A 23176-nucleotide genomic window follows, 5' to 3' on the forward strand; every position below is an offset into this window, starting at 1 on the left:
AAAGGAATTAGAAATGCTTGAATCCTTAGATCCATTCCAGCAACTACTATTAGGCGTAACTAGTGTTGGGGTACTAATGATACTTTTAGTTATTTTCCTTACAGCAAGTCCTAACTTTGAAAACACAGATAGATTAAAAAAGATCTTGGACTTTTTTGATAAAAAGAATTAAATTCTTAATTACAGAAGATCGTGACTACTAATTATTTTAATAACTTAAAGAAAAGGTTCATCAAAATAGCTAATATACTCAAAGGATAACTTAATCAGATCAATCTATAAAACATAAGTAATGTTGGCAATAAATAATCATTGCTAAAGATGCTAAAGGAATTCTTTGACAATAACAAATACTTGATTTGTGCAGGCTTAAGTACTTTATCTCTTGTATTTACGTCAATTTCAATCATATCCGTATCAAAGTCGGTTAAGGAGTTATCAACTGACTTGGAACCGATTTCAACATGGGCTGACTCACAAAATGAATGCATAACAAAAACATTTCGCATCGACGGAAAAAATACACAAGGAATGCCCTCAAAGGTTTGGAGCTGTAATGGAGGAGGACAATAGGTTATCTTATTTACATTGGAGGCCTAAGATTCTCCCCATCTCTTTCCAATTTCATATCCCCATAGCTTTGCAAGTTCAACGACATCTTCATGTGTTTTACAACTAGTAAATAATTTATACTTTTTAGGCGAACTATTAATTAAATTAACTAGTTGATTTAATTGATCAATTTTGTATAGAAACCTTTCATAATCTTTTTTCGACATTTTATTTTTACAAAAACGATAAATTATAGAATATTTTATCTAATGAATTTAGAGAATTAATATATGTTGAAGAAAATAATGTTAAAGATATCACAGTGATAATTAAGACTGTGTGTGGTCGGGTTGTTTCCAAACATATCTGTCGATAGCAAAATCCTTTTTTACTGCAACACAATTAGTAGCTATATGCCAAAGAGACTTGTGAATTGGAGTGGGATTGTATAGGTATACTTTAGTAAATTTATTTTTCAATATTCTCGTTGCAAGTCTTGCATGATAGTGAGGAACAGTTGGTTCAATATGATGAATGGCGTGAGTAGAACCTATTGAGTGATGCAGAAAATCAAATATCTTTCCATAGGGTCTATCTATAGACAAGAAGGCTCCTCTCATATAAGAGAATTGACTAGCACCAAGATGGGGAACATCAGTATCTGTATGGTGGAGCCACGTATAAATAACTAGCCAAATATTAACAACAATTAGAGGACCTAAGTAAAGACTAATCATAGAATTAATTCCAAAATTTATAGACCAAAGGATCAATAAAAGCACCATAAAACCAATTCCCCAGTCGGAGATCCATACTTTCTTAGCCCATATGGATGGCCAAAGTTTTTTTGAGAAGGGAGCTGCTGGCCAAAAATGATTACTGGTTCCATAACGAGGTCCGCCTGTTTTGCCAAGTAGTAAGTAAGCTGGCCATCCCAGAATCAAGTGAAGAAAAAGTTGATTAATTCCATATAGAAATTTTCCAAAAAACAACGAAGACTCCATTTCATTCTCTCCACCTTTTTTCTCGGATTTACCATCGCCTGAGATAACAACAGGAACATGAGTTTCTCCATCTGTTATGTGGTTGGTAAAAGCATGGTGAACAGCATGTGATCTTTGCCATGAAAAGTATGGAACTAATAAAAAAGAATGAAGACAATATCCGACAAGTGTTTCAAGTTTACGATTATCAGAAAATGCACCATGTCCACATTCATGAGCTAAAACCCATAGCCCCATGGAAGTTGTCCCTGAGAGAATTGCATATAAAATCCAAATTGGAACCATCCCTTTGGTAAGAGGGATAGAGAGACCTATCAAAACAACAAAGAACTGGATAACTACTGTCCTAAAGAGATAAAAAAGAGATCTATTAGTTTGGCGAGTAAAACAATGCTTGGGTATCGCTTCTCTAACTTCTTTTCTAGAGGGGATATCATCCAGTGAAATATCTAATGCTTTCCCGTTTAGACCAGAAGGAAGAAAAGTCCTATTATTAGTTTCGGTATTGACCCTCTCGAATCTAGTAAACAAACTTTTTTTCAATTTTTAGAACATGATTACGGTTCATATACGACGTTACTCTTCAAGAGTGCTATGAGGCTATAGTAATTTCTAACTTTCACAAAAAATATTTTAAAGAATTATCATAATGTCTAATTAAAGTCCATTTATATGCCTTTAATATAAAAAATACAACTAGAAATTCATCACAAATACTTATATTTGAAAAATTTAGTTATTCCTACTTTCTGGATATTCAACCGATCCATCTGCCTTCCTAACGGGTTTTGAATATAGAACTCTTAATAAACCTTTTGTATCCATATTAGGACTAGTAATAAAAAAGCTTACAAGAAAAAAACCACCAAATAAAACTAATACAATTAAAATAGGCAAGCTAAGACCCATCTCTGAAAAAGATAATAAAAAAAGATACATCCTAAGTACTAATAGTTAAATATAAGAATTCTAATATTAAACGATTTAATAAAAAGATAAACAAATGTAAATGAATAATAATTATCTATAATTGAATTTTTTCGTAAGGAATCTCAACTATATCATTATTATCTACAAATACATTATAAGTATTTTTATTGTTTTTGAAACTTACATTTTTAAAAGGTTTGCCATCAATAAAGTGCATCGCGGAACCGCCTTCAATAGAAATGCAATTGGTAACTTTTTTTTCAAGTAGTATTTTTTTTACATAAGGAATACGTGCAGGTTCCTCATCATAATGAGGACAGCAAGTCCCACTAATAAAATTTAAACAAGGTAATATCCTTAATTCGTTATCCCATGAGTCAGTAATACCACTAGTAAACCAGCAAATTGCTCCTGCACTTACCCCACTCATGATTACTCCTTTATTGTAAGCCTCTTTAAGTATTTGACTCATCCCCCAATCATTCCAAATCGCAAGCATGCTCTTTGTATTTCCACCACCAACAAATACAATATCTTGATCCATTATATGATTTTCTATATCGATAGTTCTATTAAAAAATTCAATGTGACTAGGAATGCACTTCAGGCGAGTAAAAATCGAATAAAACCGTACTATATAGCTATCATTATCACCAGTTGCTGTTGGCAAGAAGCAAATTTTTGGGTAATTATTACTTGAATTACTAAGTAAATATTCTTCTATCAACTTAGAAGAACTCTTTCTGCCAAATCCACCACCACCTATTGCAATAATATGTTTTTTCAAGGGTTAAATATATTACTTTTAATATTGTACAATGAATAAAAACATAACAGAAACAATATCTAGATGTTTAAAAAGAAAGAATTTTTAATTAAATAAAATCAAATACTTACCATGGAATAATACTGCTATCCCAAGCTAAAAACTTACCTGAATCTGATGTTTTTTGCGAAGAAATAATATTAATTAAGTATTCTGTTGATTGAGCAGGAGTAAAAAGTTTATCTTTAGGAACAGCTGATTGAAAAGGTTTTGACAATTTCGTATCACAAGTCCCTGGATGCAATATAGATACAATTGATAATGGGAATTTTCGACGCCATTCAATACTGAGAGTTTTTAAAAATTGATTCTGAGCAGCTTTAGAAGCCCTATATGAATACCAACCACCAAGCCTATTATCACCAATACTTCCAACCCTGGCACTTAAACTTGCATAGGAGAATGGAAGTTCTGGTTCGATAAATTTTTCTATAGTTTTGGCAATCAAAATGGGGGCAATAGAATTAATAGAAAAATTCTTGATAATATTAGAGCGACTGATATGTGAAAGTCTCTTTTCAGGTTTTAAATCTCTAGAATGAAGAAAACCACTGGTATTTATGACTAGACGAAGCGGCTTCTTAAATAGTGATATTTGTTTTTCAAGAGATATAAATGAATCATCTTTTTCCAAGTCTAAATATATCGAATTTTGACTTTTTAGATTTCGCCCACAGACAAAAATATCCAATTTAGGCGATAAAGTTGTCAAATAATCAGACATACATTTACCAATATCGCCAGCACCAATAATTAGAGCTATTCCTTTCCAATCCCGAATTGTCATGATATTAAAAGATTAAACTCAATACTAGAGAAATCTTCTCATAAGCGAGTGTTTCAAACAAACTACATTTATCTACATTAATTATCTTATATAATAATAGAAAGTATATAATGAAAAAAAATATATTGAAATCATGGAAAATGACTGGCTATATGAATTTCAAACATATATTAAGAAATTTGCACTTCTTATAATTTCGATATTAATTATATTATTAATATTATCAGTTATATATTGATTTCATAAAGAAAAGCAAATCATTGGAATAATCCACCACATGAAAAATCTACAGTTATATTGAAATAAAAAACATGACTATAAAAGCGACATACTACGGAGCGAATGGTTGGCTTATTGAATTGGATAAAACAAGAATTTTGATTGACCCTTGGCTAAATGGCGATTTAACATTCACTCCAGGAGATTGGCTAATAAAGGGGAAACTGAGTAAAGAAAATGAGGTTCCCATAAGCATTGATTTATTATTACTAACTCAAGGCCAGCCTGATCATGCCCATCCTCCAACACTAGAGAAAATAAATAAAAGTATTCCAGTAATTGCTTCAAAAGCAGCTAGTAATGTTGCAAGTAAAATCGGTTTTACCCAAATAAACACACTAAAGCCTGGTGAAAGCTTTAAAGAGAACAATATATATATTCAAGCTTCATCAGGCGCGCCAGTTCCAAATATAGAAAATGGATACATTATCGAATCAGGCATAAATTCAATTTATATCGAGCCACATGGATTTCTTGATAAAAAACTTAAAGCTAGAAAAATAGATTTAGTAATAACCCCAGTAATAGATTTTTCATTACCACTTGTAGGTAAATTTATAAAAGGTAAAACTGTACTACCTCAATTACTAAAGTTATTTAATCCATCAACAGTCTTAGCAAGTACAACAGGGGGAGATATTACTTTTACAGGAATAATAAATAATTTAATCAAAGTTGATGGTTCAGTTGAAGATATGTGCTTGTTGAAAGATAGAAGTACTATTTTAATAAATCCTGAACCATTAAAAGAATATAAATTCGAGAAAAACTAATCAATTACAAGCCATCTATGTATTGTTTTTTTCGTCTTGAGTAATGTAAAATTGAGATACTTCATTTAACATTTTAATGACGATTTCGTTACCACACTTTGTTCTTTCTTGAAGTCTCATACAAGCTTCTTTGATATTAACAAAGGCATCTTCCCTCATTTCAGATAATTGTTCTTCCGAATATTCTGCTTTAATCATTGTGAATTTAAACAATTATTTTAATATTAGTATACTGATAGGTTAAAATAGCAAAATAAAGCTAAGTATTAATTAAATCTGATAATGACTTAAATTGCTTACGATATTTAACAAGTGTTTTTAAATCTGGAAAACCTTCTGATGATAGTTTAGTTATGAATGATTTCTCAAATCCTAGTATTGACTGTGCAGAAGCTTTCTCAGCATCAATGCTAAATAAGGGCTTTGTCTTCTCATATAGCTTCTGGTAAACATCTAGGTCAGATTCATTATCAAAAATAGAACCATCTTCTGCTGTAAAAGATTTTTTATTAATACTTTTATACAAATATAGTCCAAGAAATACTACAGCAACCAAGATAAAAATAGCTATAGCTATTAATGTAATATCCATAAATTTAGTAAGAATTACAATACATCTTAGTGGATAAAGAAAAGAAATGGGAAAATATGATTATTAAATTGAGTAGTATCACTCAAGGGCTTGGCTAGGTTTTGTGTGATCAATTTGAACTGACACATTAATTAGTTATCTATATAATAAAAAAGTACGACTATTTTAGTAAAGTGAATTTTATTTTTATTATAGTTATTTTATTTATATTAACTATCTGTATTTTTAATTATTTAATCTATAGACGAAAAAAAAATTCTTATCTTGTGGCCGGTAAAAAGTGGGATAGAATAGTTGATGAGCTAAGAGGAAGAAAGTAGACTTTTTAATTATATTCTCCTGGTACATCATTCTTTTGTACTGTAACTCTTCCAACTTTTTTACCTGAAAATCGAAGCAATTCATCTCCTGAGAATTCATATCCCATCCTTAAGGCAATCAGGGCAACGTCATCTGCCGTTGAGGAAGAAAGAACTTCATTTTTTAGACTCTCATCATTCTGCATTTCCTTTAAAAATCTTCTTAATTGATCTAATGACATTTAATAAAAGTGAATACTATTATTAGATTAATAACATTAGATTATCAAAGACCTATTAAATTAAAAATTAATAAAATAACAACAAAATATAAATATTAAAATTGTACATTAATCAATAATCAAGATAAAATGTATAGTCAGTAGATTACTATACAGAACATGAAGTCAATCTTATTTGTATCTATTATACTTCTTACTTTCACTGGAACAGCTTATTCATACCCTGAAAGTCAAATGGATGACTGCGTTTCAAGTGCTTTAAGCAATCCTGCAACTAAGTCAATATCAGAAAATGCAATAACAAACTATTGCGATTGTGCTCTCAAAGCAATTATTGATGATAATAAAGATATTAGAGAATCAGGTTACGAGTGTGCTCAACAAAACTTTAATTAATTAGCCTAAATATAAATAATTCAAGTAATGAACTTAAAGATAAATAAATCTAATAGAAATTCACATCAGACCTACCCCAATCGTTAGGCAATGCCAATACCCAATCATCAATAGAAGTTCCCAACCATTCCTTATATTCTTGAAAAATACATCTTCTTATATTGGCATCTGATGCAGATTCCATTCGAAGCACCGCATAAGAGACAACTTTGTGAAGGGTCAACTTCAAATCATCATCATCACTCATTTTATAAATCCAAACCAATATTTCTATACATAGCAATAAAATAAAAAAATAAACACATAGATCTTTACAAGATCATCATGAACAATGACTTTTAATGTGGCCAGATTGAGAGTAAAGGAACTAGCAGAGGCCCTAAGCATTGATTCTTCTGAAATAATTGCAACATGCACGCTCTTAAAAATTCCTGCTTCATCACCACTATCGTCATTAACAGTAGAACAGAGCAAAGAAATAATTGACTATATCCAAAAGCTAAACTCCAACCAAAATATTAATAAGGAATAATTGTGATAACCAAAATGATTCATAACGAAAATTTTAAAATTAAAGTTACTTGAATCAATAAGCAAAGATATGATCGAACTAAGTTTGTAAAAATACTATATGAAAGAAATAATAAGAATAAATCTAAAGATCATTAGCTTCTCTGAACAAAGCATCTTGATAATCTGATTCTTTTTTTAGATTTTCCATTTTAATTGGGTCAAAATGATCTATTAATGACTTGCCAAACTCAAAAATTTCCATATCAGATAATCCCTGATCGCGTAAACCTGCAAGAATTGAAGATATGTCTTGGAACGCATCCTTACATAATTCTTTCTTATCTTCAGCTGTAAGAGATTGCATATCAGATGATTACTAACACATTTAATTCAATCATACTATAAGTAATGATTAAAATGGATGATTATAAAATAGGCAAGGTTTAACCTTATAGAAACAAAAACAACAAATATTTAATTCGATTATTACTATACTATAAAAGTTAAGACTAATGATTTAAATTGAATCTAATAAAAACAAGTAAATTTAGAGGATATTTAAAAGTTTGGACTGCTCCAATATCATTACTCATATTCTTATTCTTATTCGGTGCATTAGGCTATAGATTTACAGAAGGATGGGATTGGGGAGATTGTTTATGGATGGTACTGATTACTATTACAACAATAGGTTTTGGTGAAGTTGAAGTTTTGAGTTCAGCAGGGCGGGTTATAACTTTTTTAATCATCGGTGGGGGATTATTTGTAGTTCAATTAACTCTTCAAAGATTTATACAATTGTCTGAACTAGGATATTTCATAAAATTAGAGGAGCTCCGATTAAGGAGATTAATTAGAAGAATGAAAAATCATGTAATTATATGTGGGTATGGTCGTACAGGTAAAGAAATTGCTGACCAATTAAAGTCTGAAAAAATATCTACTCTAATAATAGAAAACGATACAACAAGCAAAATCGAAGCAGAGGAAAAAGGATTCAACGTCCTATTAGCCGATGCAACAATGGACGAAACATTATTACTAGCTGGAGTAAAAAATTGTCGGAGTCTAGTTGTTACTCTTCCAAATGATGCAGCAAATTTATATGTTGTTCTTAGTGCCAAAGCACTAAATGAAAGCTGCAGATTGATCGCTAGAGCAGCGAACGAGGAAGCTGCTAGTAAATTAAAACTTGCTGGAGCTGATGCGGTAGTTAGTCCATATGTTGCTGCAGGGAGAACCATGGCCGCCTCCGCATTAAGACCTATAGCTGTAGACTTTATAGATTTACTTGCAGGCTCCGATTGCGAAATAGAAGAATTCAAGCTTACTGAGGATATTGATAAAATTGATATCTTTACAAGTCATCATGAAAATTCTCTTGACTTCTCAAAACGTGATCAAGCACTACTATTAGCAACTAAAGTCTCGGGTCAATTATTTGGTAATCCTAAAAATATTGTATCTATCTCTCCAGGTATGATTTTGATATTCCTTGGAAGTAAAGAGCAACTAAACAGGATTCGTGTTCGCCTTAGAGAAGTTTTGGTAAAACCACTTAGTTAATCTTTGAAAACAGTCCAAAGTGGGATAACACTACAATAAAGACTTAACGCCTAAAAATAAAATTGATTAGAACAAGTGGAACGGATTTCTAATAGATGACATTACAAACAAAAGACGAATTAACAGACGAGATAAGAACAAACATTGACTCATCAATAATCAATGGAAGTATATTTTCTAAAGACTACGTAGATTTCTTGAGTGAAGCTGGTTGGAGATTAGAAAAAAAACTTCCATCAAATAGTGATAAATATTCAGACTTGCTTGAAGATACTGATTGGAAATCAAAAGATATTGATCACAAATCCTCAAAGCATTACAGAAGAGATCTTGATGCAATAAGCTGATTCGTTTTGTGTTTAGTATTTAATAATGGCTAAAATTAATAAATGCATCCCATATTAAGATGTATTTATTAATTGCCTCAAAATAGATGAATTCTGAAAATCAATCATGGAAAGTATGGTTTTTTGTTTTTTGCCTCAACGTAGTTGCTATCGGTGGTGCTTTCTACCTTAAATCAATTGGAATTGACCTTTATGCCTTTAGGGGATCATCTTGATTGCTAGGTAAAACTTTTTTATTAAAACAAAATTAAAATTCAACAGGAATTTAGATAAAATGGATAAAGAAAATGAAACCAATTGGAAGAAGTCCTTAGATAATATATTAATTTATAATCTTTATATTCTAATAATAGGATCCTTATTTTTAGCTTTTAGTTTTATCTTAAGTGTTAATGGGAAACCTTATTTTTATAATTTATTTCAAAAGCTTTGGTATCCTGTATTCATACCATCATTAAGTTTATTCTTCACAGCAATATTGGTTGAATCTGTAATAAATTCTCTTGTTGATCGTCAAAACAAATAAACTCATGAATGGTTAAGCTTTCAACATTTAAAACCAATCAATTGTTTTTAAAAAGAATTGGCATAAAATAAAAAAAATTCGAGTCAAAATGAGATTTAAAGTTTCTATGCTTAATAAACAAGGTAATCTCCATGAAGAGACTGTTATTGCGAATAATAAGGAGGATGCAAAAAGAAATGTGCTGGGTCTTAATCCCAATTCAACAGTATTAGAAGCAAAATGGGTCTATAAGTAAACTTAAATCAAAAAAAAAAAAAATGGATGAACTTACTTATAAGGATCTGAGCAACAACGAATTAGACACCCTTAAAGATATGTATATATCAAGTCGAGTTAACTCTATGACCGAGGATGATCTAAGGAATTTTGTTAAGGAAATTATTATCGATCAGATTAAAGGCACTGTAGGTAATGCTGAGGAGAAGGAAGCATGGGAAGAAATAAAAGATCATTTCTCAGAGGACTTAAGTAAAAAAATTCTTGAAGTGAAAGAAAAATGCAATAAAAATCCTAAAGTAGAACAAAAAAGTCAGGAAGATATTGAATTTGAGAGAAGACTTGGTCTTTTAAAACAACAACAAGAAGAGGAGTCAAGCAAAGACATGTGGTAAGATTCAAACCATAAACACATTATAAAATTGATATCAATCACTTAATTAAATTATACTTTAATATAAAAGATACGTATACATCCGAAATAAGAAAGAAAACAAAGTAAAAACAATAAATCTTGTGGATCTATATTTTAATTCATTCAGAAAACTTAAATATTTGCCGGATTGAGAGAATAAAGAAATAAATGCGAGTCCAAATGAAATCCTCTCAAGCCAAAAAAGTGACCGAAATATAGCTTTATTTAAATCATTAATATTTAAGGATATAAATACCAATATAAGAATAAAAATTAATGATAATAATAATATTGATTTGATGAAAATCTCTAATATTATACTAAAGGGGTAATTAAGTTTGGAAATTCTTTGTTTTATCTCTTTAAGATGAGTATTTTCTAAACGAAAATACTCCGTTTGAGGAATCCTAAACTTTTTATACCGATAATGTAACTCTCTTTCTAATTTAACATAATCAACGGTATACAATTTAGCTACAACATTATCTGGCTTGAGTTGTCTCATCCTATTCTCAAAGTTTTTTGTAATTCCAATCTTATATAAGTCTCTATTTCTTATTAAGTAAAGCCAACCACTCATATTAATTTAAACTCTTTCGTATTCAAGATTAATGAGTAAGTTATGCCGCCTCATTTTTTCTAATTGAGTTAAATTTTTCTCTCATAGTAGGATTATTTCTGGTCAATCGTTTAACCGAAACATCTTGAGCTTTATCATTAGCTAACCTAAGATTTCTATCAGCACCAAGTAAAGCATCTTTGGTTTTTTGCAAGTGATTAATAGATTTATCAATCTCCATAATTGCTGTTTCAAAGCGTTTTGACGCTAGCGTATAATTTTTACCAAACGAATCCTTAAATAATTCAAGGCTATTTTCAAAATTTGTGATATCAATATTCTGCTCCTTAATAGCAGCTAGTTCTGATTTATACGCAAGCGCCTTATGTGAAGCGTTCCTCAATAAAGAAATTATTGGTAAAAAACATTGGGGACGAACAACATACATTTTTGGATAACGATATGAAAAGTCAACAATTCCAGAATTAAACAAATCATTGTCAGATTCTAATAAAGAAACTAAAACAGCATATTCGCAATTTTTTTCAATGCGATCTTTATTTAACTCTTTAAGAAAGTCCTCATTTTTCTTCTTACTAGAAGTGCTATCACATTCATTTTTCATTTCAAACATAATAGATACGATTTCGTTCCCTTCACTATCACAGTCACGGAAGATATAATCACCTTTACTACCAAAACTAGAATCATTATCTTTGTCAAAATATGCATTAGGAAAGGCTGTAGCCCGTAGTCGATTAAATTCATTCTCACAATGTTGCTCAAGTGACTCGCCAACCATTTTTGTAGATAATTTTATTTTCATATCACGAAGTCTCTCAATTAAATCATCTCGTTCTTTTAACTGAATCTCATATCTCATTTTTATAGAATTTTCAGACAATTCATTTTGAAGCTCAACTTTATCTAAATTATTTTTGATTTTTTCATACCCTTCTCTTAATTCAGAAATTGCTTCAGAAACTGCAAGTTTTTTTTCATATTCATTCTTTTCTCTAGTTTTCTCCAATAAAAACTCAAGTGAATCTCTCTCTTTTTCGAAGGTATGTTTGATTTTATTCACAGTCATAGTCTTATCAGTCTGAGCAGCCATCAACTGAGTATGAAGGTCTTGCATTTTTTTTTCATTTACTAATGCTGCCTCTTGCATTTGTAATCGAATATTTTGAATAGCAAGCTCAACGGATTTCTGTTTATCCTTTTCAAGAAGTTCAAGCCTTTTGTTCATTTCATCCTCAAACTCCTCATCTCTTACCTGCTTAATAATGTTTGAGTAATTATCTTCATCAATATTTATAGTGCTACCACATTCAGGACATTTGATTTCATTCATATCTGAATTAGAGAGACAAACCAACTATCTACCCTTTTTATCTGTTTTCACACCCACAAGCAAGAATTATGTTAAACCCAAAAACCAACTATAAAAAGGAAGAGGTTAGGACTTGAAATTTAGAGAAAACAAAATCTTCTTTTATTATTCTTTAGATCTTGGATAAATTCCAGACAAATCACCTTTATTTGCCTTAATGGCAGAAGATTTCCATTCATACCATTTTTTATTTCTTGAATAGTCTTCATCTTCCCAAATCTGATTTTGAAATATCAAGATCCCACAAAGTATGAAAAAGATGAGGGCACCCAAAATGATATGCCAATCGATCATTATTGATGCATTTGAATAACGAACGTAGGCAATGATTTTCATCAAAAAGTCACTTATGAACTAATCCACATCAAAAGATGTACTCGTCTGATACTAAAGAACTTTCAGTTGAAGTGCGTTTTTTACCAACATTTGATTAAATGTTATATTTAAATGCCTAATTATATAGGCTTCAAAAACTTGTAAAAACTCATTTTATTTAAGCAATAATTTTTACTACACAATTAATATTAATAAAGAATATATAATAATATTAAAATTAATTGAATAATAAAAAAATGTCTTTACTCAACTTTGCTCTTGCACACTCAGAACTTGGCGTAAGCCACTTCACAACAGATTTAATTCTTGTTCTATCATTCGCAATAGTAACAGCCCTACCTATGTCTTTATTACGACCTCAGATACAAGAAGAGAAGGTAAAGAGCAAACTTTTTTCAAAAGCTTAAACTAAAATCAACATGGTTAATAAATGTGAATTTAATATCAGCAAAAAGTAAAAGTTAATATAAATAAATCGATTTATAACCTAATCGTTTATTGTTATACATTTTCTTTTGCCTATCATCAATTAATATCAATAATTATTAAATTGAAATGGAGACGAAAAGCAAAACATTCTATAAAATAATATATTTAGTTTCTAATTTTTGAAACCTGATCTCTATTTTTGCTTAAATAACACGTTTTTAGACAAAGTATATGTACAATATAAATACCAATAGAGAGTCATGTCAGAGAAAAGTTTATTTATATATGATGGTGAATGTCCATTTTGCAATCACTTTGCACAATTACTTGAATTAAAAAGCACTCTACCTGATTTTGAAATCATTGATGGTAGAAAAGATCTTGCACTATTATCTCAACTTTATAAGCAAGGCTATGATTTGAATAATGGTGCAATTCTCATAAGGAATGAAAAAATCATGCATGGTGCAAATGCTATTAACTGGATATGCTCTGAGATCAAGAAACCAAGCGACTCACTGCTAGAAGTACTAAGGATTATTTTCAGCTCTAAAAAGAGGACTAATTTTTTATTCCCAGTACTTTTATGGGGTAGAAGATTATCACTGCTAATAAAAGGAAAAATATGGCAACCTGTTAGTTCAAATAGACAATTTTTTTAAATTCGTCTCACAAACAGAATTCATAGTTTTAAACTCGGATAATTTTTAAAACATAAATTTTTTGATATTAATTCAAAGTCCAAAGTGGGTTAATTTTTATAATCCATCACCACTAAGATCTTCTAGAAATAAAGATAGTATTGAATTATTTGGAATCTAACAGCTGCTTATAGGATTGCTAAAATTCATTCATGCATTTGCTACAACAAATTTAAAAGTTTTGATGATTTTTTTAAACAAACTCAAAATTTTAATCTATTTGTAACATCATTTGATGAGAGAATAGATCAAATACCTAGGACGAGTTTAAATATGTAAAATAAGATTTTCGATATCTAAACTAAATATGCTTATAGAAATCCTGGGAAATAGCACTTCATTACTAGTTGCTCTTTTGATTTGTTTATCAATATATTTCGGAATCCAAGCTAAAACAAATAAAATAAAATAATTTCTAGTTATTTGGATATTTAAAGAAAGATCCTCAACAAGTATGGTATCTAAAAAAAAATAATTAAAGGTTAACTTATTCAAATAGATGCTTTTTAACTTCCTCAAGACTGTTGCCCCTCTCACGCTCAATACATGAAATAGGTATCCAACTCCAATCGATAAACAGAGTAAGCAGTACGGCAACAAAAATAGATAGTGGCAAAACAAGCTCAATAAAAAAATGTCTAACCATATAAACCATTAAGTCCGAAGTACTAGTAACAATTTCTTCATAAAGCGGATCAAACAAGAATCAAAAATACGAATAGGTCTTAAGAATAACGAATTTAGATATCAAAATGTGAATATAAATAATATTAGAGAAGATAAAAATGCGTAGATACCTGATCAAATAAAAGGATCATAGGACATAAAAGAGAACAATGCACAAGGGTTTATCTTTTATGAAAAAGATCGTTAGAACTAACTACCTTAGAAATTATAAAGAAAAAATCGTCAAAAGAGTAAAAATCATTTTTAAAAACTTAATGAGTAAGAAGCATGAAAATATAGAAAAAACGACAAGTAACAAAACCCGTGTGTAATTATTTGTGAGTAAGAAAAATTAAATTGGATAAAAATTCAAAAAAATATGCGAGTAAAAACAAAGAATCCCCTATAAAAAAAAAGGAAAACACAGTGAAAAAGAGAAAGAAGATCTAGCGACGTAAATAAAATATAGATGAGTAATACATCAACTTTAACTAGGAATATTTCTCAAATAAAAAAGCCGAGAGGCAGATATGCTTCTCGGCCATATTTAATTTTTTTGATTCAGATTTAAAGGAATTAACCTTCTCCTTCTGGAACTAAACGGAATCCCTTACGTCCCATCTTAATCTCAAAATTATCACCAGGCTTGAGATCTAAAAGAGCTGTATAGGCCTTTCCTATCAATAGGTTTCCATTTCCTTGAACGGTAGCCACATAACTTAGCTTTCTTCCACCTTTACCAATACCACCAGCACTTTCAGCTGCTAGGTTTACACCTTTAGCCTCTAGAAGTGCTTCGTAAAAAGCGGTGTAGTTAAGACGTTCTCCGCCTCCTTTCTTTGTGGAAACATATCCACAAGCTTTAACAAGATCAGATTTTGAGACATCTCCCAAGTCTTTGACCTTGGCTAATAAATCCTTACCAGTGAGCATGATAAATAAATGGTTGTACTTATAATACTAACTTATAATTAACAAACTTACAATATTTACATTAGTCTTAGACATTAAAGCTAAAAGTTACGGGAACAGAAGCATCTAGATTTAACTCAGGAAATCAAGGTTATATGGAAAATTATTCATGGTTAAGGTCATTGATTTATAGGAAAGATCCTTTTTGGCATGAAGTAAAATAAATGATTCGACTGATCATTTATCTATTAGAAAACGCTCAATAGCCAGCAATAGCAGGATAAATTTATATAATAAAGAAAAATCTACACATGCTTATAGACAGCTATGAGCAAATTGGTATGTTCATAAAGTCAGATCCTTCCATATATAAAGCATTACTTTTGAATATTTGTAAAATAATGAATCAGAAAGAAATTACTTATTACAACAAAAAATGAATCTCACTAAAAATCATCTCATTTGTATTGTTTCTATATACATCCTTTAGTATTTGGTGGATTATTTGGATCTCTACAAAATTCCTAGTTTCATCATGTAATAATTACTTTGAAATTTTGCTTTAGATAAATTTTTCTTGTTAAAAAAATCAAACTAGAACTAACAACGTAATTTCAGAGGAAAGGAGGCAAATCAAATCTTCAAGAGATATTGAACATACATTATTGGATATTTGACTTAAAGTTAGGTTCAAAGACAGCACCATTACATATCATCACTGATAAAACTTCCTTACTCTCATCATTCATTTTCTCAACAGTTTTGACTTGACTCAATGTCTCCGATGTTTTGCTTAAGCATCTATTCCACCTTGAGGCTTGCTTGGAGATAGGAACTAATTGAATTGATAGTGTAGTAAAACCAACAGCCAGAAATAGCAAATAAATTTTAGAGATAAAATTATCCATCTTTGCACTAAAAAAACTAATATATAAGTTCTATTCAAACAGAGAGGGTATAAGTCTTCTTACTATTTCTAATAAAAAGAATTTTTCAGCCCAAGAGATAAAACTCAGAAAAAAATAAAATTACCTATTTAGAATAGGAAATCTAGCTTGCTAAGAACTTATAAATACGGGCGCTCAATATGAATCAGCCCACTTACCTATAGCAAAATCAAGAAATCGATCAACATCATCATTAGGGCAGCCAGTCTTACTTTTTAATTCCTTACATGCGTCAGTAATTTTTTCAAAACAAAGTTTCACATCCACATTTGCCTCGATTGCCTCAAACATTTGCTTATCAGTAAAGGTCATATTAAGAAGGGGGCAATTTAATAAAGAATATTTTCAATGAGCTTTTTTGGCAATCTAGATAAATATAACTGAATCCAAGCTAGTAACAAAAAACAAGTACATGTTTAGATCGAAACTCAGAATAAGCAATCAAACATTTATCTAGTTAAAGCCAAAGCCCAATTAGGAGAGGAAGAACTTACACCCAAAATATTCTTAGTCAAGGAGGAATTACATTTAGCGACAATCCCATTGGTAGGAAGATTAGAAAACAATTCATTATTGATCCATTGAGAATGCCATCTTTTAACCTGCATAGGATCATCAGTTCTTAGAGTTATAGGGACATCGAATCCCCATTTTTGAAGTTGGGTCAAATCTGACAATTCATCACTATTTGAGCAAAAGATATGGAATGCTTTAAATAAAAGAGAGGTATTCTTATCAATTTGCGAGAATGAGTTCGAAAGTAATTTCTCTAATGAAATCTTGGAATTAGCCGAAGGTGAGTATAAAACGCCCTCCAGCTCAACTTCAACTTTTAGAGAGTCATCAATACTCAAAGGGATAGCATTGACATTCCTAATGTTTTCAATCATCACACGATCAACACGGGAATAGGCATCTACTAATTGGCCATATTTATATCGAAGGCCTACTGCGAAGCCTACGATTTTGGGCTGCACAACCATGGTTGATCCCTCTGGTAACTTTGCCCACCAGCTAGAGAAACAATCCTTATCAAGTCCAAGTAATCTCATATATATATCAATAGGAAGATGTAGAGCCAAGTCGCTTCATTAACTTTTTTTCTTAAGAAATCAATGAAACAAAAAGATGTGATCACATATAAATATGAAAAATGCAATAAGGAAAATGAAAAGATAATCAATTTAAATTTTCAATGATGTGAAGAATTTCCTAAGAAGATTTAAAACTGACGTCTCAATAAATTAAATAGACGAATTAAAATGATTCCTTTGAGTTGAACAAGAGAATAAATTTGTATGGGTAGATTTTTTTTCAAATTTTGCAGATTTTACAATGATTTTAGAACTTTAATAAATCATCCTCAAATAGATATTATTTAAGCAAAAACAGTATTTATTCTCATGTCTACAAGTTTTTTTTACCATAAATTAAAAAAACATATCTTTATAAATGACAATACAAGAGAAATATCCGGAAAATATTCCATGGGATTTAAAAACTATCGATCAAAGTAAATACAAATCTATTCATTGGATGCTATCCAAGGCAGACATCGTTTATACATTCACAAGAAGTCGTATAGACAATAATTATGTATACATACAAAAAAATGATGGTAAAAGAAAGGCATATAAAGAATATGAAGCTAGATTTACTTACCAAAGATTGTTTGATGAGGGATATTCGCTGGCTGCCTTTTCCTGATTAAAAAATTAATTCTTGACGTTGAAGAGCATAAGTGTAGGCTAAAAGATATAGACACTTTTAATACATGCCAAGGGTAAAAAGAGAAAAGTATCCAGAAAAGGCCCCATGGGATTTAGGACCATTATCTGAGCATAAAAATCAAGAAAACTGGAGACTAGTAAGAGGATCTGAAATTGTCATTTTTGCTAGAAAAGGTGAAGACAACCACTTTTTCATCATGCAAAGAGACGATAAAGAGCCTATAGAGATTCTCGCATTTCAAGCAAGACTCACATATCAACAACTTTTAGATAAAGGTTTCAAACTTGAAGTTTGATAAGTTTATCGTTAGAAAAATATTAAAAAAAATTTTTTAAATATCATGACTGAATTAGAAGAACTAGAAGACATTGTGGGAAATTTAGACAGCATTGAGCCATTCGGTATAGAGCCAGATTTCAGTTCTCTAGGTCTAGAGCCAGCAGATGTATTAGGTTTTCAAACAGAAGAAGAATTGGAAAATGCAATTAAATTACTAACAATGGAAGTTAAACTTTATAGCCCTTTAATGATTTAAATTTAATAGATATTTAAACATTGATAAATCGAATATGCTCATCTCGATAGCTTAAATTGACAAATATTAAGGCTATGATACGTCAATAAGCTCAGACTAAGGTTCAACTATTATGTCAGGCCAAATAGACAATAAGAGAACAATCGTTATAGGGCACAATAATTGACCTAAAAAAGGGGAAAGACATTTTAAGTAAACTGTCTTATTCAACATATAAAAAGATCCGAAAAGATAATAGACTTTAAAAGAGATAGATTCAAAACAAAAAGCTACAAAGGATAGGTAGATGAAATAGTTAAAAAAATAAAAGTAAATTATTAATTAAATAAAACAACCATAATAGATTTTTTAATCATACGGAATAAACAATAAATTATCAAAGAGATTAAAAATCTTTTAGAGATGAAAGGGTTATCGCCAGGGTTATATGAATAACAAAAAATATGGGACAGTTCAGAACTTCTTTGGCTGGAGTTTATCAAAACATTGCTTGCACATAATCAAGCCTTTTCTTCGCCACAATGTTTCAGCTGATATTTTTTTGCATAATTGACAATGAACCAATTGTCTCTCCATTGTCAGATGTTATCAAAACTTATGCCCAATCAGTATCTTCTAAGAGACATGAATAATCTGAGCAATCGAAGAAAGTGTCCTCATTAAGTAGATCGTCTACTTCTGCACGGACCCAATAACTTAAAGACATGTTAATAATAAAGTAAGTTTAAACGAAACCTGGAATAATCCAGCCTGTGAATCCGTAATTAACTACAGCTGCAAGAAGGCCCATCATCGCAAGACGACCATTCATTATTTCAGCTGTTTTCCAGTAGTTAGTTTCTTTGTTCATTACACGAAACCTGGAATGATTTGTCCTGTTGTTGCGTAAGCACCAACTAAAGCAATGCATCCAAACAATGCTGCATAGCCATTAAGTCTTTCTGCAGTTACCTTTTCAGGATCAATGTTTCTACCGCTGCTGTTGTTTTGAGTAGTCATTAGACAACACCTGGAATGATTTGACCTGTTGTTAGATATGCACCGATGAGTGCCCAGCATCCAACAAATGCTGCGTAGCCATTGAGTCTTTCAGCAATTACTTTGCCTTCTTCTACTCTTGGAGTTTCAGTAGTTTGGTTTTTCATTAAACAACACCTGGGATAAGTTGACCGGTTGTTAGGTAGATACCTGTTAGAAGAACGAATGCCATCATGGCTGGTCTGCCGATGCTTCTTTCTAGGATTGTTTTGTTAGATGGTTGCATTGTTATTAGTAGTTATTGGTTTAGAAAATTCCAGGAATGATTTGACCTGTTGTTGCGTATGCACCGAAGGCAGCAACGAAGCCAAGCATTGCTGCCCAACCATTAAACTTTTCTGCTTCTGGAGTCATGATGAAATCCGAGTTGTGTATGTGAATAAATGTAAATCAATTGTTAAACTACGTAAAGCCCCAAAAGTACGGCTTGCCTCATGAATGTGAATTTCAGAAGCATCGGATACCAAAAACATTGTTTAAACAGTCACTTTGATTACATAAGTGGGAAATCAAACTAGAACAATATTCTCTTGTGAGAGGAAATGACTAATAAAAAAGTGTGACACTAGTGTCAATTCACATTATTGTTTTGTTTTCTTTATCAGATCTCAATTATAAAAAAAGTCGATTTCCTTAGTTTTTAGCCCATCCCAACCAGCCTTGATTAATCGTGTATTTAGAGTGTGTTGGTCAAAATGTTTGGATCCAGTTTTAACAATACGATTTCGCATTGATTTCTTAACTCCACTTCTTTTTCGGGCATTTTCTTTATCCATGACTTCCCTGTAAAGGGTTAACATTTCTGATGGAATAGGACTTCCATCTAGATCTAATCCAGCTTGGATAGCGTTATCAATTGCATCTGGGCCAAAAAACTCCACAAGAAAAAAGCGTAATGGACTTATTCTCCTCTCGCATCTACCGAATTCCTGAAATTCTTAGCAGAAATAATAAAAATTGTGAGTAATTTTTTTACTTTAAGCGATAAAAAACTGAAAGGTTATTGGCTGGCATATCGATGACGTTATCAAGTATGAATCCATTTTCAAATGCAAGATTGTTAACGTTTTCTAAGTTGCGAAGCCCCCAGAGCGGGTTTTGTTTTTTTAAGGATTGATCAAAATTTAAATTACTTTCTGAAGTTTGTTTCGCATTTCTGAAGAAAGGCCCATAGAGCATCAAAAAATTGCTTTGATCTAGATATTTCTTTGATTCTTCAAACAAAGATCTTGTACAACTCCATGGTGAGATATGAATCATATTTATGCAAACAATTCCTTTAATTAAAGCCCCAAGTCGATTGGTAATTGGCCAAGGACGCATGTCTACATCAAGATTAAGAGGATCAGGCATTTTTGAATAAAGACCCTCATGCATAATCCAAGAATTAATACTTTTTCTATGTACTAATTCGGGGTCACTAGTTTGCCAGGTAATCGATGGAAATTTTTTTTGGAAAAATACTCCGTGTTCACCACTACCACTAGCTATTTCTAAAATCAAGCTATTACGAGAAATATAATTGCTCAAAACTTCGGCGATAGAATCTCGGTTCCTTGAGGTGGCCGGGAAAATTAGGCGATAGTCGGGATTTATATTGTCCATAATTTTTCAATAGTTAATTGGACTAATGAATCAGAATTATTTGGAGGTTTTTCCTTAGAAAAATCTTTAATAACAAAAATAATCATTATTATTAAAGGAGTTAGAAAAGCGGATGCAGCAACTGCTCCTATAATTCGTCTTGAATTTATTAAGGGCTTTTTAACTAATGGGTCACCGCAGAGACCACAAATCAAAACACCCTCATTGCTAGTTTTGTGAAACTGATAACGAGAAGAGCAGAAAGGGCAATAATATCGGCTCATTTCTGATCTTAAAAAACAAAATTTAACTATATTAAATATGCCTACCATTATAAAAAGCAAATTAATTTGATTAAATGTAGGACTGAAAGATGAGAGAAGAGAATGATGTATTAAATCATCTTATAAGGAATCTTGAGAGAATATCTCCAGAAGATTCTATCTTTAATTACAAATCTGGAAGCAAAGCCTTCGTATCATTAGGACAAGGAAATATTAGTGAATGGCTGGAGACATTTCTTCCAAATACAAGAATAATTGTAGAACCAAAAATCATTGGATCAATCATTGGCATTCAATATATAAATGGAGAATTAAACAAGGTCATAAATAAAAATGTTCAAGACATTACAGAAAGCGTAAGTTCTCTAAAAATTATTCCTAAAAGCCTACCGATTAAAAACAGACTAGAAATACAAGGTATTCTTTACAACGATAAAAATTTATCAAGAAGAAAAAATGAACCTGAATTTATAGAAATACAAAATTGGCAATCACAGTCTAATAGACTTAAATTCTGCGCTTTTCAAATATATCAATGCAATATTAATCATTTTCAAACACTTCAAGAGTTAAAGCATCTAAATTTTGAAATTCCTCAAACTCATTTTACAAACTTCATTTCAGATATCGAAATCTATCTTCAATGTTGGAGAGAGGGTAAGTTATTTACAAGCTATCCAACAAATGGACTAGTATTAAAAATCAATTCAAGAAAATTGCAGAAGTATCTTGGAGAAAATAACCTATCAATACCTTGCGCATACGCCATAAATTAATGATTATTGCTACAACGGAAAATGCATCACAAGTAATGGGAGGAGTCGAGATCCTTTCCCCAATGGGATTATTCATCCTAACCATAGGAATACTATTTACAGTAGGTGTACCATTAACAATGATTTTAAGAGGGAAAAAAGATTAATTTATTTTCACAGACGATTTTATCGAAAATAAAATTGTGAGTAACTAAACAAACAACTACAAAAAAAGGATTTAGATTAAACTCGTAAAGATCAAAATTCAATAAAAGAAAAATATGAATAAAGAGATTAAAATTCTAATTCATAATATCAACTACTTATTTAAGTATCTACATCCTAAGAAATTTCATTTCAATTTGGTATTGCTATCAGGATTACTCTTGGTAACATTGCAACAAACTAGATCTGAAGAACTTTTTCTAAAATGTGTAGGTAAATATGAAATAAATAGAGGTGCTCTAATCAAACCAGATTGGGAAACAAGCTATCTCACAATTAATCTAGATGGATTAATATCTACAATTGTCGATAAAGGAATAAAAAAAGAAGGAAGGACTTTGATTAGACGTAATTCATACACGATAACGCAAAGAGATAATAGAAACAGGGTCAGGAATATCTACAAAATCAATGGAAAGTATGGTACCTACTCAGTTGAATCCCCACAGAGGTATAGAACTTTGATAGGTACTTGTCAAAAAGGAAGAGGTTAAAAAGATTGATTTAAAAATATAAAATACTACTTCAATTATTTTCTAAATCAATTAATTGTCACTTCCTTTACTTTGATCAAGACCTTGAGCTCTGCGGTTTTTGGCAATACCTCCAACGCCAAGCACCAAGAAAATCATGTAGAAAAATAAGGTAGAAATAATCGTAATGATTACAATCGTGGCAAAATTCATTAAAAAAATATTGATTTAATTTGTACTCTAAATCTAACAGGAAGTATCAATACAGCCACTTAAGTAAACACAACAGTAACGCCACTGATAAGTATCGCAAAGGTAATAATGAAAAAAGGCAGAACCTGAATT

At 30.8% G+C, this 23176-nt stretch carries 46 protein-coding genes; 19 read left to right on the forward strand and 27 right to left on the reverse strand.

What is annotated here, in order from left to right; genetic code table 11:
* The first annotated feature begins 13 nt into the window (after positions 1-13).
* A complete protein-coding gene (locus tag EW15_RS11085) occupies positions 14-172 on the forward strand; it encodes a hypothetical protein (protein WP_197049629.1) in 159 nt (52 codons plus the stop codon).
* Between the two features lie 149 nt (positions 173-321).
* Positions 322-573, forward strand: a complete 252-nt coding sequence (locus EW15_RS05100; protein ID WP_225866511.1) for a hypothetical protein — start codon at positions 322-324, stop codon at positions 571-573.
* Positions 574-596: 23 nt separating this feature from the next.
* Here the strand turns inward: EW15_RS05100 and EW15_RS05105 are convergent, their stop codons facing one another.
* The 5 genes from EW15_RS05105 to EW15_RS05125 form a co-directional block, all read right to left on the reverse strand.
* Positions 597-779, reverse strand: coding sequence for a Nif11 family protein (locus EW15_RS05105; protein ID WP_038652771.1), 183 nt, complete (start codon positions 777-779; stop codon positions 597-599).
* 102 nt (positions 780-881) lie between these two features.
* Positions 882-2099, reverse strand: a complete 1218-nt coding sequence (locus tag EW15_RS05110; RefSeq protein ID WP_038652774.1) for a fatty acid desaturase — start codon at positions 2097-2099, stop codon at positions 882-884.
* 189 nt (positions 2100-2288) lie between these two features.
* Complete coding sequence (locus EW15_RS05115) at positions 2289-2465, reverse strand: hypothetical protein (protein ID WP_225866512.1); 177 nt, start codon at positions 2463-2465, stop codon at positions 2289-2291.
* A 115-nt stretch (positions 2466-2580) separates the two neighbouring features.
* Entirely contained in the window at positions 2581-3273 is a 693-nt protein-coding gene (locus EW15_RS05120; RefSeq protein WP_038652780.1) for a peptidase E, read from the reverse strand.
* A 106-nt stretch (positions 3274-3379) separates the two neighbouring features.
* Positions 3380-4099 carry an SDR family NAD(P)-dependent oxidoreductase gene (locus EW15_RS05125; RefSeq protein WP_038652783.1) on the reverse strand — a complete coding sequence of 240 codons (720 nt, stop codon included), beginning with the start codon at positions 4097-4099 and terminating at the stop codon, positions 3380-3382.
* Positions 4100-4410: 311 nt separating this feature from the next.
* On the opposite strand from EW15_RS05125, the gene EW15_RS05130 reads away from it, so the two are divergent.
* Positions 4411-5151 carry an MBL fold metallo-hydrolase gene (locus tag EW15_RS05130; protein ID WP_038652786.1) on the forward strand — a complete coding sequence of 247 codons (741 nt, stop codon included), beginning with the start codon at positions 4411-4413 and terminating at the stop codon, positions 5149-5151.
* 15 nt (positions 5152-5166) lie between these two features.
* Here EW15_RS05130 and EW15_RS05135 read toward each other — a convergent pair whose 3' ends face one another.
* The 3 genes from EW15_RS05135 to EW15_RS05145 all read right to left on the reverse strand — a co-directional run bounded on the left by EW15_RS05135 (position 5167) and on the right by EW15_RS05145 (position 6284).
* Complete coding sequence (locus EW15_RS05135; RefSeq protein ID WP_038652789.1) at positions 5167-5349, reverse strand: hypothetical protein; 183 nt, start codon at positions 5347-5349, stop codon at positions 5167-5169.
* Positions 5350-5410: 61 nt separating this feature from the next.
* Positions 5411-5743, reverse strand: a complete 333-nt coding sequence (locus tag EW15_RS05140) for a hypothetical protein (RefSeq protein WP_038652792.1) — start codon at positions 5741-5743, stop codon at positions 5411-5413.
* A 325-nt stretch (positions 5744-6068) separates the two neighbouring features.
* The gene (locus EW15_RS05145) at positions 6069-6284 is read right to left on the reverse strand and encodes a Nif11-like leader peptide family natural product precursor (protein ID WP_038652795.1); all 216 of its coding nucleotides are present in this window, start codon (positions 6282-6284) and stop codon (positions 6069-6071) included.
* Between the two features lie 159 nt (positions 6285-6443).
* On the opposite strand from EW15_RS05145, the gene EW15_RS05150 reads away from it, so the two are divergent.
* Complete coding sequence (locus EW15_RS05150; protein WP_038652798.1) at positions 6444-6680, forward strand: hypothetical protein; 237 nt, start codon at positions 6444-6446, stop codon at positions 6678-6680.
* 49 nt (positions 6681-6729) lie between these two features.
* Here EW15_RS05150 and EW15_RS05155 read toward each other — a convergent pair whose 3' ends face one another.
* A complete protein-coding gene (locus EW15_RS05155; RefSeq protein WP_038652801.1) occupies positions 6730-6927 on the reverse strand; it encodes a hypothetical protein in 198 nt (65 codons plus the stop codon).
* Positions 6928-7011: 84 nt separating this feature from the next.
* Here EW15_RS05155 and EW15_RS05160 point away from each other — a divergent pair, with 84 nt between their 5' ends.
* Positions 7012-7212, forward strand: coding sequence for a translation initiation factor IF-2 N-terminal domain-containing protein (locus EW15_RS05160; protein WP_038652804.1), 201 nt, complete (start codon positions 7012-7014; stop codon positions 7210-7212).
* A gap of 123 nt (positions 7213-7335) precedes the next feature.
* Here EW15_RS05160 and EW15_RS05165 read toward each other — a convergent pair whose 3' ends face one another.
* Entirely contained in the window at positions 7336-7557 is a 222-nt protein-coding gene (locus tag EW15_RS05165) for a hypothetical protein (RefSeq protein WP_038652807.1), read from the reverse strand.
* 158 nt (positions 7558-7715) lie between these two features.
* Between EW15_RS05165 and EW15_RS05170 the strand changes: the two genes are divergently transcribed.
* The 6 genes from EW15_RS05170 (at position 7716) to EW15_RS05185 (ending at position 10243) form a co-directional block, all read left to right on the forward strand.
* Positions 7716-8759 carry a TrkA family potassium uptake protein gene (locus tag EW15_RS05170; protein WP_038652810.1) on the forward strand — a complete coding sequence of 348 codons (1044 nt, stop codon included), beginning with the start codon at positions 7716-7718 and terminating at the stop codon, positions 8757-8759.
* Between the two features lie 95 nt (positions 8760-8854).
* Positions 8855-9106, forward strand: a complete 252-nt coding sequence (locus EW15_RS05175; protein ID WP_038652813.1) for a hypothetical protein — start codon at positions 8855-8857, stop codon at positions 9104-9106.
* Between the two features lie 86 nt (positions 9107-9192).
* Positions 9193-9321, forward strand: coding sequence for a hypothetical protein (locus EW15_RS11565; RefSeq protein ID WP_255327203.1), 129 nt, complete (start codon positions 9193-9195; stop codon positions 9319-9321).
* 59 nt (positions 9322-9380) lie between these two features.
* Entirely contained in the window at positions 9381-9632 is a 252-nt protein-coding gene (locus tag EW15_RS05180) for a membrane protein (RefSeq protein ID WP_038652816.1), read from the forward strand.
* A gap of 106 nt (positions 9633-9738) precedes the next feature.
* Positions 9739-9867 carry a hypothetical protein gene (locus EW15_RS11570; protein WP_255327204.1) on the forward strand — a complete coding sequence of 43 codons (129 nt, stop codon included), beginning with the start codon at positions 9739-9741 and terminating at the stop codon, positions 9865-9867.
* Between the two features lie 22 nt (positions 9868-9889).
* Complete coding sequence (locus EW15_RS05185; RefSeq protein ID WP_038652819.1) at positions 9890-10243, forward strand: hypothetical protein; 354 nt, start codon at positions 9890-9892, stop codon at positions 10241-10243.
* 57 nt (positions 10244-10300) lie between these two features.
* Here EW15_RS05185 and EW15_RS05190 read toward each other — a convergent pair whose 3' ends face one another.
* The 3 genes from EW15_RS05190 to EW15_RS05200 form a co-directional block, all read right to left on the reverse strand.
* Complete coding sequence (locus EW15_RS05190) at positions 10301-10843, reverse strand: GIY-YIG nuclease family protein (RefSeq protein WP_038652822.1); 543 nt, start codon at positions 10841-10843, stop codon at positions 10301-10303.
* A 40-nt stretch (positions 10844-10883) separates the two neighbouring features.
* On the reverse strand, positions 10884-12176 hold the full coding sequence (locus EW15_RS05195; RefSeq protein WP_038652825.1) for a DUF2130 domain-containing protein: 1293 nt from the start codon (positions 12174-12176) through the stop codon (positions 10884-10886).
* A 144-nt stretch (positions 12177-12320) separates the two neighbouring features.
* Complete coding sequence (locus EW15_RS05200; protein ID WP_038652828.1) at positions 12321-12551, reverse strand: hypothetical protein; 231 nt, start codon at positions 12549-12551, stop codon at positions 12321-12323.
* 236 nt (positions 12552-12787) lie between these two features.
* Between EW15_RS05200 and EW15_RS11090 the strand changes: the two genes are divergently transcribed.
* Positions 12788-12958: a hypothetical protein gene (locus EW15_RS11090; RefSeq protein ID WP_197049630.1), complete on the forward strand. Its 171-nt coding sequence runs from the start codon at positions 12788-12790 to the stop codon at positions 12956-12958.
* A gap of 282 nt (positions 12959-13240) precedes the next feature.
* On the forward strand, positions 13241-13642 hold the full coding sequence (locus tag EW15_RS05205) for a DCC1-like thiol-disulfide oxidoreductase family protein (protein ID WP_038652831.1): 402 nt from the start codon (positions 13241-13243) through the stop codon (positions 13640-13642).
* A 526-nt stretch (positions 13643-14168) separates the two neighbouring features.
* On the opposite strand, the gene EW15_RS05215 is transcribed toward EW15_RS05205, so the two are convergent.
* The 5 genes from EW15_RS05215 to EW15_RS05230 all read right to left on the reverse strand — a co-directional run bounded on the left by EW15_RS05215 (position 14169) and on the right by EW15_RS05230 (position 17288).
* Complete coding sequence (locus EW15_RS05215) at positions 14169-14384, reverse strand: hypothetical protein (RefSeq protein ID WP_038652837.1); 216 nt, start codon at positions 14382-14384, stop codon at positions 14169-14171.
* A gap of 539 nt (positions 14385-14923) precedes the next feature.
* Positions 14924-15280, reverse strand: a complete 357-nt coding sequence (locus EW15_RS05220; protein WP_011293945.1) for an AbrB family transcriptional regulator — start codon at positions 15278-15280, stop codon at positions 14924-14926.
* 641 nt (positions 15281-15921) lie between these two features.
* Entirely contained in the window at positions 15922-16167 is a 246-nt protein-coding gene (locus tag EW15_RS05225; RefSeq protein WP_038652842.1) for a hypothetical protein, read from the reverse strand.
* A gap of 174 nt (positions 16168-16341) precedes the next feature.
* Positions 16342-16518, reverse strand: coding sequence for a hypothetical protein (locus tag EW15_RS11095; RefSeq protein ID WP_197049631.1), 177 nt, complete (start codon positions 16516-16518; stop codon positions 16342-16344).
* Positions 16519-16655: 137 nt separating this feature from the next.
* Positions 16656-17288: an NAD-dependent DNA ligase gene (locus tag EW15_RS05230; RefSeq protein ID WP_225866513.1), complete on the reverse strand. Its 633-nt coding sequence runs from the start codon at positions 17286-17288 to the stop codon at positions 16656-16658.
* A gap of 370 nt (positions 17289-17658) precedes the next feature.
* On the opposite strand from EW15_RS05230, the gene EW15_RS05235 reads away from it, so the two are divergent.
* The 3 genes from EW15_RS05235 (at position 17659) to EW15_RS05245 (ending at position 18472) form a co-directional block, all read left to right on the forward strand.
* Positions 17659-17913, forward strand: coding sequence for a hypothetical protein (locus tag EW15_RS05235; protein ID WP_038652845.1), 255 nt, complete (start codon positions 17659-17661; stop codon positions 17911-17913).
* A 67-nt stretch (positions 17914-17980) separates the two neighbouring features.
* Positions 17981-18232, forward strand: a complete 252-nt coding sequence (locus EW15_RS05240) for a hypothetical protein (RefSeq protein WP_038652852.1) — start codon at positions 17981-17983, stop codon at positions 18230-18232.
* 45 nt (positions 18233-18277) lie between these two features.
* Entirely contained in the window at positions 18278-18472 is a 195-nt protein-coding gene (locus EW15_RS05245; RefSeq protein WP_038652855.1) for a hypothetical protein, read from the forward strand.
* Between the two features lie 724 nt (positions 18473-19196).
* Here the strand turns inward: EW15_RS05245 and EW15_RS05250 are convergent.
* From EW15_RS05250 to EW15_RS05285, 8 genes are all read right to left on the reverse strand, one after another.
* Positions 19197-19322, reverse strand: a complete 126-nt coding sequence (locus tag EW15_RS05250) for a chlorophyll a/b-binding protein (protein ID WP_011823785.1) — start codon at positions 19320-19322, stop codon at positions 19197-19199.
* On the reverse strand, positions 19322-19471 hold the full coding sequence (locus EW15_RS05255; protein ID WP_038651336.1) for a high light inducible protein: 150 nt from the start codon (positions 19469-19471) through the stop codon (positions 19322-19324). Before EW15_RS05255 ends, EW15_RS05250 begins: the two co-directional genes overlap by 1 nt.
* Positions 19471-19617 (reverse strand): high light inducible protein, encoded by a 147-nt coding sequence (locus EW15_RS05260; RefSeq protein WP_011294648.1) that lies wholly within the window; start codon positions 19615-19617, stop codon positions 19471-19473. Before EW15_RS05260 ends, EW15_RS05255 begins: the two co-directional genes overlap by 1 nt.
* Positions 19617-19736: a high light inducible protein gene (locus EW15_RS05265; RefSeq protein WP_011294968.1), complete on the reverse strand. Its 120-nt coding sequence runs from the start codon at positions 19734-19736 to the stop codon at positions 19617-19619. Before EW15_RS05265 ends, EW15_RS05260 begins: the two co-directional genes overlap by 1 nt.
* 20 nt (positions 19737-19756) lie before the next feature.
* Positions 19757-19864, reverse strand: a complete 108-nt coding sequence (locus EW15_RS05270; protein WP_011125327.1) for a high light inducible protein — start codon at positions 19862-19864, stop codon at positions 19757-19759.
* Positions 19865-20118: 254 nt separating this feature from the next.
* On the reverse strand, positions 20119-20391 hold the full coding sequence (locus tag EW15_RS05275) for a DUF4090 family protein (RefSeq protein WP_038652863.1): 273 nt from the start codon (positions 20389-20391) through the stop codon (positions 20119-20121).
* A gap of 91 nt (positions 20392-20482) precedes the next feature.
* Positions 20483-21115: a DUF938 domain-containing protein gene (locus EW15_RS05280; RefSeq protein ID WP_038652866.1), complete on the reverse strand. Its 633-nt coding sequence runs from the start codon at positions 21113-21115 to the stop codon at positions 20483-20485.
* Entirely contained in the window at positions 21103-21378 is a 276-nt protein-coding gene (locus tag EW15_RS05285; RefSeq protein WP_038655206.1) for a Zn ribbon-like protein, read from the reverse strand. The genes EW15_RS05280 and EW15_RS05285 overlap by 13 nt, the downstream gene beginning before the upstream one ends.
* Positions 21379-21467: 89 nt before the next feature.
* Here EW15_RS05285 and EW15_RS05290 point away from each other — a divergent pair, with 89 nt between their 5' ends.
* From EW15_RS05290 to EW15_RS05295, 3 genes are all read left to right on the forward strand, one after another.
* On the forward strand, positions 21468-22154 hold the full coding sequence (locus EW15_RS05290) for a hypothetical protein (RefSeq protein WP_052041172.1): 687 nt from the start codon (positions 21468-21470) through the stop codon (positions 22152-22154).
* Positions 22154-22300, forward strand: coding sequence for a hypothetical protein (locus tag EW15_RS11100; RefSeq protein ID WP_197049722.1), 147 nt, complete (start codon positions 22154-22156; stop codon positions 22298-22300). Before EW15_RS05290 ends, EW15_RS11100 begins: the two co-directional genes overlap by 1 nt.
* Before the next feature lie 114 nt (positions 22301-22414).
* Positions 22415-22852: a hypothetical protein gene (locus EW15_RS05295; RefSeq protein WP_038652870.1), complete on the forward strand. Its 438-nt coding sequence runs from the start codon at positions 22415-22417 to the stop codon at positions 22850-22852.
* A 51-nt stretch (positions 22853-22903) separates the two neighbouring features.
* Here EW15_RS05295 and EW15_RS11105 read toward each other — a convergent pair whose 3' ends face one another.
* Positions 22904-23044: a hypothetical protein gene (locus EW15_RS11105; RefSeq protein ID WP_197049632.1), complete on the reverse strand. Its 141-nt coding sequence runs from the start codon at positions 23042-23044 to the stop codon at positions 22904-22906.
* Positions 23045-23176: the final 132 nt, after the last annotated feature.

It is taken from the genome of Prochlorococcus sp. MIT 0801 (assembly GCF_000757865.1).
Lineage (GTDB): Bacteria > Cyanobacteriota > Cyanobacteriia > PCC-6307 > Cyanobiaceae > Prochlorococcus_B.